This window comes from uncultured Nitratireductor sp. (assembly GCF_913053745.1).
Classification (GTDB): Bacteria; Pseudomonadota; Alphaproteobacteria; order Rhizobiales; family Rhizobiaceae; genus Nitratireductor.
Genome location: NZ_CAJXGF010000010.1, coordinates 16,725 through 28,710 on the forward strand (window position 1 = coordinate 16,725; position 11,986 = coordinate 28,710).

9 protein-coding genes are annotated in these 11,986 nt (G+C 60.7%); 4 read left to right on the top strand and 5 right to left on the bottom strand.

The genetic code is table 11. The features are described 5' to 3' along the window. Positions 1–6 precede the first annotated feature (6 nt). From QZ638_RS03090 to QZ638_RS03105, 4 genes are all read right to left on the bottom strand, one after another. Positions 7–1,356, bottom strand: coding sequence for an FAD-binding oxidoreductase (locus tag QZ638_RS03090; RefSeq protein WP_295806719.1), 1,350 nt, complete (start codon positions 1,354–1,356; stop codon positions 7–9). 3 nt (positions 1,357–1,359) lie between these two features. Beyond that, entirely contained in the window at positions 1,360–2,793 is a 1,434-nt protein-coding gene (locus tag QZ638_RS03095; RefSeq protein WP_295806722.1) for a UbiA family prenyltransferase, read from the bottom strand. A gap of 201 nt (positions 2,794–2,994) precedes the next feature. Next, on the bottom strand, positions 2,995–3,267 hold the full coding sequence (locus tag QZ638_RS03100) for a hypothetical protein (protein WP_295806723.1): 273 nt from the start codon (positions 3,265–3,267) through the stop codon (positions 2,995–2,997). A 110-nt stretch (positions 3,268–3,377) separates the two neighbouring features. Next, the gene (locus QZ638_RS03105; protein ID WP_295806726.1) at positions 3,378–5,849 is read right to left on the bottom strand and encodes a mechanosensitive ion channel domain-containing protein; all 2,472 of its coding nucleotides are present in this window, start codon (positions 5,847–5,849) and stop codon (positions 3,378–3,380) included. Positions 5,850–6,048: 199 nt separating this feature from the next. On the opposite strand from QZ638_RS03105, the gene QZ638_RS03110 reads away from it, so the two are divergent. From QZ638_RS03110 to QZ638_RS03125, 4 genes are read left to right on the top strand one after another with little or no spacing between them, the layout of a single operon-like run. Further along, positions 6,049–7,308 carry a sarcosine oxidase subunit beta family protein gene (locus tag QZ638_RS03110; RefSeq protein WP_295806728.1) on the top strand — a complete coding sequence of 420 codons (1,260 nt, stop codon included), beginning with the start codon at positions 6,049–6,051 and terminating at the stop codon, positions 7,306–7,308. 10 nt (positions 7,309–7,318) lie between these two features. Next, a complete protein-coding gene (locus QZ638_RS03115) occupies positions 7,319–7,597 on the top strand; it encodes a sarcosine oxidase subunit delta (RefSeq protein ID WP_295806773.1) in 279 nt (92 codons plus the stop codon). Continuing rightward, positions 7,594–10,587, top strand: coding sequence for a sarcosine oxidase subunit alpha family protein (locus tag QZ638_RS03120; RefSeq protein ID WP_295806731.1), 2,994 nt, complete (start codon positions 7,594–7,596; stop codon positions 10,585–10,587). The genes QZ638_RS03115 and QZ638_RS03120 overlap by 4 nt, the downstream gene beginning before the upstream one ends. After that, positions 10,580–11,170 (top strand): sarcosine oxidase subunit gamma, encoded by a 591-nt coding sequence (locus QZ638_RS03125; RefSeq protein ID WP_295806734.1) that lies wholly within the window; start codon positions 10,580–10,582, stop codon positions 11,168–11,170. The genes QZ638_RS03120 and QZ638_RS03125 overlap by 8 nt, the downstream gene beginning before the upstream one ends. 100 nt (positions 11,171–11,270) lie before the next feature. On the opposite strand, the gene QZ638_RS03130 is transcribed toward QZ638_RS03125, so the two are convergent. Beyond that, positions 11,271–11,855, bottom strand: a complete 585-nt coding sequence (locus QZ638_RS03130) for an EF-hand domain-containing protein (protein WP_295806736.1) — start codon at positions 11,853–11,855, stop codon at positions 11,271–11,273. Between the last annotated feature and the right edge of the window lie 131 nt (positions 11,856–11,986).

The following is an 11,986-nucleotide window of genomic DNA, read 5'->3' on the forward strand; positions in this document are numbered from 1 at the left end:
AGCCAATCATTCGGCAGCATGTCGCGCCCCTGTGCTCCCGGCCGGCAGTCGCAGCGCCGTGCGCCGCCAGAAATCGGAAAGGAAAGCCGGATCGCGCAACGCCTCGAGGTCGCGCCAGCGCGGAAAAGAGGCGTCGAAAAGCGCCGGCCCCATACGGGCATCCTTATAGGGATTGACCGCCCCTCCGGCCTCGACGGTCATTCGGTCGAGACGCTCGAACAGAGCTTGCGTGGCAGCACCCCCGTTGGAAAAATCAAGCGTCAGCGTATAGCCCGGCCTCGGAAACGAGAGAATGCCCGGAGACGCGATGTCGCCGAACCGCTTCAGGACCGTCAGGAAAGACGCCTGCCCTGCCTCGCGGGCGGCGATGAGCATGGCCGGAACGATTTCGCGCGCGGCCTCGAAGGGCACCACGCTTTGATGTTGCAAAAGTCCGCGCGGGCCGTAAAGCCGGTTCCAGTGGCGCACGGCATCGAGCGGGAAGAAATAGCTCTCATAGGTTGAGCGCCGGCCCCCCTCCACCTTCGCCTTACGCCAGGCAAAAGCCCGGTTGAACAGGGTGAGCGACCAACGGTTCAAAAGATTGACCGGAGGCCGGAAGGGAACCGCAAGACGACGCTTGGTCGAGGGACGGAACACCGGGCCCTCCTCGGCATGGTTGGCGGTGAGCAGGAAGCCGCTTCCCACACGTGTGCCGGAAGCAAGCTGGTCGAGCCAGGCAACGGCATATTCGTTCTCGGCGTCGGCATCTTCGGCCAGGTCGAAATATTCACCGAGTCCGGAGAAGCCCCGCACGCGCTCGTTCACGTCGACGGAGCCGACTTTCATCAACCGGAAGGTGGCCTCGAGGATAAGGCCCGTCAGCCCCATTCCGCCGATGGTGGCGCAAAAAAGCTCCGCGTTCTCATCCGCGCTGCAACGGCGTATCTCGCCGTCGGATCGCAAAAGCGTGAAAGACAAGACGTGGCGGCCGAACGTGCCGCGGCGATGATGATTTTTGCCGTGCACATCATTGGCGATGGCTCCGCCCAGCGTGACGAATTGCGTGCCCGGCACAACAGCGGGAAACCAGCCTTTCGGCCCGACATGAGCGATCAGATCCGACAGCATGAGGCCGGCCTGCGCGGTCACAAGCCCGCTTTCCGGGTCGAAAGCGGCAATGCGGTTCATAGAACGCATATCGATCAGCGCGCCGGTGTCGTTCAGGCAGGTGTCGCCATAGGATCGGCCATTGCCGTAGGGCAGTATGGAAGATGGCAGTCCCCTGCCCGTCTTGAGACGCTCGATGGCGTCTTCGGCCCCAATAACCGGCGTGGCACCAGCGCGAACCAATCCGAATGCGGAATAATCGGCCATGCTTCATAGCCCCGCTGCGATAAGTAGCACGGCACCCAGAAGACCGAAAAGCTGGCTGCGCCAGTCGCTGATGATGAAAACGATGGGATCGTCATGCATTTCGTCGCGACGGGCCAAAATCCATATGCGAATAGTGATGTAGAGCACAATGGGACAGAGCGGCCAGATAAGCCAGGGCATCGCGTAGAGCTCACGTACGGCGCTGCTTTGAATGTAAAGCGCCAGAACCATCGCCGAGGCGAAGGCGGACGCCATGCCCGCCTGGGCGATGACATCCTGATCCTCGGTGCGATAACCCCGTCCCGCGATGCGTTCTTTCGCCGGCAGCACAGTGGAACGCAACTCGACATAACGTTTGACCAGCGCCAGGGATAGGAAGAAGAAAACCGAAAAGGCCAGGAGCCAGAAAGAGACACCGATCATGGTCGCCGCACTGCCGGCAAGAATGCGCAGCGTGTAAAGACCGGCAAGCGTCAGCACATCGATGAGAAGCATGCGCTTGATCGAAAGGGAATAGGCAGTCGTGGCGATCAGATAGGCCCCCAGGACCAGCCCGAAGAGCGGCGGCAGAAACAGCGCAGTGATGCCGCTGATCGCAAGCAGGCCCAGCATGGCGGCGAATCCGAACGGGATTGAAAGCACACCGCTGGCAAAAGGACGGTTCCGCTTGGTCGGGTGACGCCGGTCCAGTCCCAGATCGAAGAAGTCGTTGAGAATATAGATCGCAGAAGCTGCCGTGCTGAAGGCGACGAAAGCCATAATGCAAAGCGCCAGCAACTGCATGTTGAAATATTCATGGCTCAGGAACAGCGGCACGAAGATCAGGCTGTTCTTAAGCCACTGATGAACCCGCAACATCTTCACGTAAGTCTTGAAGGTCGGTTTTGGCGCTTCGATGATCTCGCCGCCATTGGCGGCCTGCCAGCGACTGGCGGCACGATCCGGCGCAACGATCATGGCACCGCGCGCGGCGTCGAAGACCGCGACGTCGGCCCGGCTGTTGCCCGCATAATCGAAACCGCCATCACCGAACGCCGCGATCAGCGCATCGCGCTTCATTTCCGAAGCCATGTTGCGCCCGGGTTCGGTGGATATAACCTCATCGAACACGCCCAGATGTGCGGCAATCGCGTCGGCGAACTTTTTGGGCGAAGCCGTTGCCAACACGATGTGGCGACCGTCGGCCTTGTCTTCCTGGAGGCGGGCGAGCAGATCCTGCCGATATGGAAGCCCTGCAGCATCGAGTTCGACATGCGAGGCGATCTCGCATTTCAGCCGTGCCTTCCCGCCCAAAAGCCACAACGGCAGAAGGAAAACGCAAAGAGGCTTTCGGCGCAGAAGAAGGAACAGACTTTCCCACAAAAGATCGGTCGCGATCAGCGTGCCGTCGAGATCGACGGCCAATGGCACCGCATTGCGTTCAGATCGCGCATCCATAAAAGCCCCCAGACATGACCTGCTCTCGAAAGGGCCTTACGCGAAAGGAGCTTCTGAATTCTGAACTTCAAAGCACCAGGGCGGGACCTACTGCAAGAAATAATGGTCAGGCTTAACAGGCCGATAACAACCTAAGTAAAAAGCGACGCTTCCGCACAGCTTTCTTACAGAACCCAGAACGTAAACTTTCGAGTGTTCATGTCAACGTACACGACCGCGGCCTTCGGAAATTTCGACGGTTTCGGAGCCGGTCAGAACCTCTCGGTCGCCGTTCGGCATGGTCACGAAGCAGCCGGCAGAACAAAACTCGATGGTTTCACCGGCGCCGACCACGAGTTCCGACTGAGAGCCGCCCTCGGTCACCACCAGGGTCTGGGGTTCACTGTCGCGGTTGACGACACTGGCCGCGAAGGCCGCGCTACCAGCGGCAAACAGCGCCACGGCTGCAAGAGTAAGAGTTTTCATTGTTTTCATCGGTGCTTTACCGCCCCTGTAACAATGGGGCATTTCGCCCCTTTTTCCGCCTCGGTTATAGAGATTTCAATCTGAACGGCAACTGAACGGCGCGTTCAAGCTCGCCACACCTACTCCGGGTCGACCTTTCGGCGCCGCCTGCCGCGTCCGGCAGGGATCGGTGCCTCATCATCCGCATCCGCCGGATCGTCCGCCTCGTCTCCATCGTCCATTGGCGTGACAGGATCTTGCATCTTGAAGTTCCCGGAGCGCACATGAATGTCGCGTTGCGGGAACGGAATTTCGATCCCCTCCGCCTCAAACGCATCGACAATGGCAAAACGGATGTCATTTTGCACATTCAACTGCATGAGAATGTCGGAGAGATAGACGCGTATCTCGAAATCGAGAGAAGAATCGCCGAAGCCGGCAAAAAGCACGAAAGGTTCGGGGTTCTTCAGCACCAGTGGATGCGCCTTGGCGATTTCCAGCAATATCTCGTGGACGCGCCGCACGTCGGAGCCATAGGCGACACCGATCGCTATCTCCATACGCCCAAGCTTGTTGCGGTGGGTCCAATTGCCGACAGCAGCGTTGATCAGCTCCGAATTGGGCAGAATGACCGACTGGCGCTGGAAGGTTTCGATCTCCGTCGCGCGCACCGAAATCTTCTTCACCGTGCCCGAAACGCCACCGGCGACGATCCAGTCGCCCGCCTTGAAAGGACGTTCGGCAAGGAGGATCAGGCCCGAGACGAAGTTGGACACAATGTTTTGCAGGCCAAAACCGATGCCGAGAGAAAGCGCGCCGGCGACCAATGCGAGATTGGACAGGTTGATGCCCGCGGCCGAAACGCCGATGAGAGCGGCGATCACCAGTCCCACATAGCCGATGCCGGTGCGGATCGAATTGCGCACCCCCGAATCCATGCGGCTGCGCGCCATGACCTTCCCGTCAAGCCAACTCTGGAACCAGCGCGTGACGAAATAGCCGACCACGAAAACCAGAATGCCGGTCAGAATGCCGATAATGGAGAACGACAGAGAGCCGACCTGTATCTGCCCGGCAATGCGGTAGCCCCAAGCCGTCAGGTCCGCACCGCGAAAGCCCCACTGCAATAGAATGAGCGGCAAACCGATCAGAAGGACGAGGACATTGATAACCATGCCGGTAACGAGACCGAGCTGGTCGAGCGCGGTTTCGTCGAACGCAGTGTAACGTTCCAGCCGGCGTGCCAGCCACGAATTGGCGAAAGCGCCCTCGGAGGTAATCGCACCCGCCGTCAAAAAGCCGATATACATGGTGGCGACGATCGCCCCCGTCACCACCGCCTGCTGTGACAGGAAACGGGCAAACCCGATATAGCCGAGCATCGCGGCGATGATGATCGCGGCACCGAGGGCGAACAGAAGATAGCGGAACTTCAGGGGCCACGGTTTCGGGTTGCCCTCTTCATCGTCCAGAGGGCTCACACCGCCTATCGCCATGATGAGCAAGCCCACGATCACCGTGGCCACCAGGCTGGTGGCGACCGTCAGCGAAAGCTGCGAACCGAAGAGCGAATAGACCTGATCCATGAAATGGTCGAAACCGGTCGAAATCGCCGTGAAGACCGCAAGCATGAGCAACCATTGCGCGGCCTGTGAACGAACGGGCAGAAGCCGCCAATTGGGCCGTCTCGGCGCAAGAATGGCGCGTGCCAGACGGTAAACGAAATAGACCAGAATGATGACGGAGAAGAGCGCCCCGAGGAGCGGTGCTATATCGCTGCGCAGCAGGCTGAAATAGTCCAGGAAATAATAGGACAGCGCAAGAAAGACGCCGATCGAGAGGGAGGGAATCAGCGTTGAGAAAAGTGCCAGAGAAAGGCGGCTGAGATAGGTCGGTTCCGTCTCGGTCGGGTCCGGTTCGATAAAATCGCCGAACAGGCGTCGTCCGCCGAACAGGAGCGTCAGTGCGGCAATGGTGGCCAGCGCGGTGGCCAATAAGAGCGATTTCAAACGGTACTTGAAGACGAAGTTCAGCCAGGCGGAGACCCGCGTGTAGACGCGTCCCACCTCCTGCGTGAACTCGCCGGCCACATCGGCGCTCAACGCGGACGAAACGTCGTAGCGCCGCGACAGTGTCTGTGTAAACAGATCGCGCCGCAGTTCCGCGATCTCCTCGACGATGCTGTTGATGCGCACCGAGAGCCGTTCGGCATCGCCGATCAGAACATTGAAGCTCGCCTTCTCATCGAGAAGCCGCGTGCGCTCCTGCGTCACCTCCTCGGGTTCGGCCGGTTCACCATCCTTGCGCGGCTCACCGAGCTGCTCCAACCGCGTGTTGATCTCCGAAAGGCGCGGGCGAAACGCCAGGCTCGCGTCGAAAACCTCGCGCGCCAGCCTTTCCAGCTCCACACGCACCTCGACGAGTTCGCCGTCATCGGTGGACTGATCATCGATTTCCTTTTCCATCCCGTTGACGGCGGATTCGATGTCGGAAATCTTCTCGCGCTGCGTCTGCAAGAAGCTTTCGGGTCCCTGAGCGGCTGTCGGCAGGATCACCAGAAGCTGGAAAATCAGACACAGGAAAACCGGCAGGGCGCGAAGCTTCAACAACATTGCTGTCAGTCTTTTCACAGAATCAGGGGCATTCGGACGTCAGTTTCAGCGCACAGACATTGCCTGAGCGACGCTCGTCCAGCAAGCATATCGACGCATTGGGTCGGGCCTGTGAAAAGCCATGGCGCTTTATTTGCCTCCGAGGTGGGGGGTGTCCTATAGCTTTAAACCTCGTTCTGGCAAAAAAGAATGGCGGCGCATGGCGGAGTATTCAGCTTTTTCGCTTCTGAAGAATGCCTTTTCGGGAAATCGCGACTGGAAACCTGCCTGGCGCAAACCCGATCCCAAACCGAATTACGACGTTATCGTCATCGGTGGGGGCGGACACGGTCTGGCGACCGCCTATTATCTCGCTGCCGAACACGGCATTACCAACGTGGCGGTGCTGGAGAGGGGCTGGCTCGGCTCCGGCAACATCGGACGCAACACCACAATCGTGCGTTCCAACTACCTGCTGCCGGAATCCGTTCGCTTTTACGAGCATTCGATGAAGCTTTGGGAAAATCTCTCCCACGAGCTCAACTACAATGTCATGTTCTCGCAGCGTGGCGTGTTGAACCTCGCCCATAGTCCCGGGCAGGCCGACGCCTTCATTCGCCGTGGCAACGCTATGCGTCACGGCGGGGTGGACGCCGAATGGCTGACACCTTGCGAAATCGGCCGCAAGGTGCCAGGGCTCGATATCTCCGGCTCGGCGCGTTTTCCCATCACCGGCGGCCTCCTGCAGCCGCGCGCCGGCACCGCCCGCCACGATGCGGTGGCCTGGGGCTATGCACGCGCCGCCGACCGACGCGGCGTCGATCTGATCGAAAATTGCGAGGTGACGGGCTTCCTTCGGGATGGCGATAAAATCACCGGGGTTTCCACCACACGCGGCGATATCCGTGCGAAAAAGGTCGCGCTGGCGGTAGCCGGCAGCACGAGCCGCGTGCTCGAGCGCGCCGGCATCGACACCTTCCCTATAGAAAGCCACGTTCTCCAGGCTTTCGTTTCCGAAGCTTTAAAACCCTTCGTCGACTGCGTGGTCACATTCGGCGCCGGACATCTTTATATGTCCCAGTCGGACAAGGGCGGGCTGGTTTTCGGAGGCAGCCTGGATTTCTACAATTCCTACGCGCAGCGCGGAAATCTGCCCACCGTCGAAGACGTGACAAGCGAAATCTGCGCCATGTTCCCAACCGTCGCCAGACTCAGATTGCTGCGCTCATGGGGCGGTGTGATGGACATGTCGATGGACGGGTCGCCGATCATCACCAAAGGCCCGCTACCCGGCCTCTATCTCAATTGCGGCTGGTGCTATGGCGGTTTCAAGGCCACCCCGGCGTCCGGCTATTCCTTCGCCTGGACCATCGCCAAGGACGAACCCCACACCATCAACGCACCGTTCACGCTCAAGCGTTTCGAGCGCGGCGCGGCGATCGACGAAACGGGCCATGGCCCCACGCCAAAACTGCATTGAGGGACATGCCATGCTGATCGACTGCCCGCATTGCGGCGCGCGCGACCTCTCCGAATTCTCCTATCAGGGGGATGCGACACGCACGCGTCCCGACCCTGCCTCAACCGACACGAAGGCGTGGATCGATTATGTCTACAACCGGCCCAACCCAGCAGGAAAACACCGCGAATACTGGCAGCATGCGGGAGGATGCCGCGCACATCTGGTGATCGAGCGCGATACGCTGAACCATGAAATCCGTTCGGTTGCCTTGGCGCGTCGCGACTATAACGGCGGAGACGCTGCATGAGTCCGCGCCGAACCGCCAAAGGCGGGCTGATCGACCGCGCCCGCACGATCCGTTTCACATTCGACGGCGAAAATTATGTCGGCCATGCCGGGGACAGCTTGGCTTCGGCACTTCTCGCCAACGGCGTCTCGCTAATGGGCCGCTCGTTCAAATATCATCGCCCGCGCGGTGTCTTCAGTGCGGGCGTGGAGGAGCCGAATGCTCTGGTGACCATTCTGCGCGAAGGCGTGCGCGAGCCGAACATTCCCGCCACGCAGATCGAACTGCATGACGGGTTGAGGGTGGAAAGCCAGAACCGTTTCCCTTCTCTCGCCTGGGATCTCGGCGCCCTCAATCAGCTCGGCGGCAGGCTCATCGGCGCGGGTTTCTACTACAAGACCTTCATGGGACCGGTCATGGGACCGTTGAAGGGCACACGCTTCTGGATGATGTGCGAGCGCGCGATCCGCCGCGCCGCGGGCCTTGGGCGCGCCGATTACGAACCCGATCCCTCCCGCTACGAACGAATGAACGCTTTTTGCGACGTTCTGGTCGTCGGTGGGGGCATTGCCGGTCTGATGGCGGCTGAAGCGGCGGCGAACACCGGCAAACAGGTGGTTCTCGCAGAACAGGAACCGTACACTGGAGGTTTTGCCCGCTGGTCGGGCGAGATCATCGGTGGAGAACCGGCCGACACGTGGGCGGCCGCAATGACGGCTCGGCTCGCCAAACTCGACAATGTGCGTCTTTTAACCCGCACGGCGGTCTGGGGCTATTATGACAGCAACACGCTGGCAGCTCTGGAACGCGTCAACGACCATCTGGCCCGAACGCCGAAGGGCCATGCTCGCCAGCGCCATTGGACAATCCGCGCGGACCAGGTGGTGCTGGCGACGGGGGCACTCGAACGCCCCATCGTCTTTTGCGGGAACGATCGACCCGGCATCATGCTGGCAGGCGCAGTGCGCCGTTATGTTGCAGAATTTGGCGTTCTACCCGGAAGCAAAACCGTCATATTCACCAACAATGACAGCGCCTACGAAACCGCCGCCGTCATCCGGCGCGCCGGCGGCCATGTGGCCGCGATCGTCGATGTGCGCCCGCAGATCGGAGACGAAGCGGCAGCACGCGCCACCGAGGCCGGCGTGGTGGCGCTGACCGGCCATGCCATCGTCGGCACAAGGGGCGGTAAAGCCCTCTCCGGCGCGGTGGTTCAAGCCTTCGACGCGGCCACAGGCTCGCTTTCGGGTGAAGCGAGACCGATCGACTGCGACAGTATCGCGGTTTCGGGCGGCTGGCAGCCGCTCATCCATCTGGCGAGCCAGGCCGGCGCGAAACCCGTCTGGCGTGCCGAAAAACAGGCATTTTTGCCGCCCGAGCCGACGCAGCGCTGGGTAGGCGCCGGCGCCTTCCTCGGCACGTTCGGCACAAGGCAAGCATTGTCGAGCGGTCGCGACGCTGGCCTCAAGAGTGTCGGCAAACGCTCTTCCCGGGCAAAACTGCCAGAAACGCCTGCCACCGAACTCGATCTCACCCCCGCGCCGGTTCTCGAGATCCGCGGCAAAGGCAAAGCGTTTGTCGATCTTCAGCACGATGTGACGGCCGACGACGTGCGTCTCGCCCATCGGGAGGGTTTCGTCAGCGTCGAACATTTGAAGCGCTACACGACACTGGGCATGGCAACCGATCAGGGCAAGACTTCGAACGTTCCGGGACTCGCCATCATGGCCGATGCGCGTGGCATTGCGATCCCCGAGGCCGGCACCACGCGTTTCCGCCCGCCCTTCTCGCCCGTCGCCATCGGCGCCCTGGCGGCTGAGCGTTATGGCGAGTTGAAACCTGAACGCTTTACCCCCATGCACGATTGGCATTCGGAGCGCGGCGCCGAAATGACACCGGCGGGCCTCTGGCATCGACCGCTCGCCTATGCAAATGCCGGCGAAACGGTGGATCAGGCCTATATCCGCGAGACCGCCGCAGTGCGCCGTTCAGTCGGCATCGTCGATGTATCCACGCTTGGGAAAATCGCCGTGAAGGGACCGGATGCGGCCGGGTTGCTCGATCGGGTTTACACCAACACCTTCTCCACGCTGAAAGTGGGCAAAGCGCGCTATGGGCTGATGCTGCGGGAGGACGGCCTCGCCTTCGACGATGGCACCACCTGGCGCCTTGGCGAAACCGACTTCCTGATGACGACCACCACCGCGAATGCAGGGCCGGTAATGCAGCATCTGGAATATTGCCTCGACGTTCTGTGGCCGGACCTGAGAGTGCATCTGACCTCCGTAACCGACCAGTGGGCAGGTGCGGCGATTGCAGGGCCGAAGGCGCGCGCGGTGCTGGAACGTTGTGTATCAGGCACGGGTGTGGACAACGGAACACTTCCTTTCATGGGCATCGTGCATGGCGAAATCGACGGCGCTCCCGTCATGATCTGCCGCCTCTCCTTCTCCGGTGAACTGGCCTATGAGGTCTACTGCGGTGCAGGCCACGGTCTGCATGTATGGGAAGCGCTGATTGAGGCGGGCGAACCCTTTGCGATGACGCCCTATGGCATGGAGGCACTCGGCGCATTGCGTATTGAAAAGGGACATGTGACCGGTGCCGAAATCGACGGCCGCACCACGGCGCGCGATCTTTATCTCGACTGGATGCTGTCGAAGAAAAAACCGTTCATCGGCTCGGGGCTGATGGACCGCCCTGCCCTGATCGACAAGAACCGAGCGAGATTGGTCGGTGTGGTTTCGCTCGATGGACAGCGGCTCGGCGGCGGCGCTCATCTGGTGGAGCGTGGCAATCGAGACGAACCGGGCGAGAGCATCGGCCATGTGACGGCTTACTGCTATTCGCCCGCTCTGGAAAAGTACATCGGCCTTGCGCTGGTGAAAGGCGGCAAGACGCGGCATGGCACGCGGGCGTTCCAATCCGATCCGCTACGCAAGCGCTTCGGTCAGGTGGAAATCGTCAGCCACCATTTCTTCGATCCGAACGGGGAGCGTATGCATGGTTGAGCGCGCATCGCCACTGGGCAACGACTTTCGCCCCGGTTCCTACGGTGATTTCGCCAACGGTGCGGACGTTGCGATCTCGGAAGTTCCGAAAGCCGCCATTGTCGAAGCGCGCGCTTGGCCGGGTAAGGAAAATGCCCTCGCGGGGCTTGTGTCGAGCACCTGCAAGCTCAAGCTTTCGGCCTTGCCGAACAGCGGCGCCGCCAACCGCGAGGGGGTGTGCGCCTTCAATATCGGCCCTGGTCGGTTTCTCGTCAGTGGTGCGCGTGAGGCGTTGGCGGGAGACATTGCACAGGCCGTGGATGAAGAAACCGGCACCGTGACCGATCTATCCCATGGGCGGACAGTGCTCGCTATCGAGGGAGCGAAGGTGGAATGGGTTCTGGCCAAGCTCTTCGCACTTGATTTCAGCAACAACGCATTCCCCATCCATGCAGGCCGGGCAACAGCCCATCACGACGTGTTCGTGCAGATTCAACGAAGAGGCGAAAAGCGGTTCGAACTCTATGTATTCCGCTCATTCGCAAGAGCCTTCGCCAAATCTCTTCGCCGAGCGGCGCAGGACGTAGGCTATACAATAAAATAGGTCCGGCGCGGCGACACCGGACCTATCCACCGGCTCACTGAAACGCTCGTGAACCAGCGCAGTCGTCTGGAAGACGTCTTGCGCCTTCCGCGATATGACGTCAGCCGTTGTCGGCGTCGGGCATTTCTGCGGGCGGCTGTCCCGGACGCATTTCGCCACGTGGACCGCCCTTGTGGTCGCGCATGCGATGCATCTTCCCATGACCGTGACGTCCGCCGCGTTCGCCTGCCATCTGCCGGAAACCGCGGCGCATTTCACGCTGGTCGAGCGTGCCGTCGTCATTGCTGTCCATCAGCGCAAAGCGCTTGGCCTGCCGGCTTTCAATTTCCGCTATGGTCACGGTGCCGTCGCCATCGACATCGAGACGCCGCGCAGCACGGCGTGCCTGCCGCTCGATCATGCGCTGCATGACCATTTCCTGCAATTCCTCTTCGGAAAGCGTGCCGTCGCCGTCAGTGTCGGCGGCCTTCAGGCGCTCAAGGCGCATGCTGGAAAACTCTTCGACCGTGATCGTGCCGTCGCCATCCGTATCAAGACGGGCGAAGCCACGCATCTTCTTGCCGCCTTTCATCCGTTCACCGCTGGCCTGCGGCACTGCTTCATCGGACGACGTTTCCTGAGCAATGGCAGCAGAACCGGCAATCAGGCTCAGAGCCATCGCCGACAACAGGGCCTTGTTCTTCATGTCTTTCTCCTCGTAGGGGCGCCGCCAGACAAGTGCGGCAGGGTACGAAGAGACCTTGACCGATCCAACATTACCACGACCTTGCCGGGAAATTACAATTTCGTAAGCAAGGACCGGTCGAGGAAACGGAT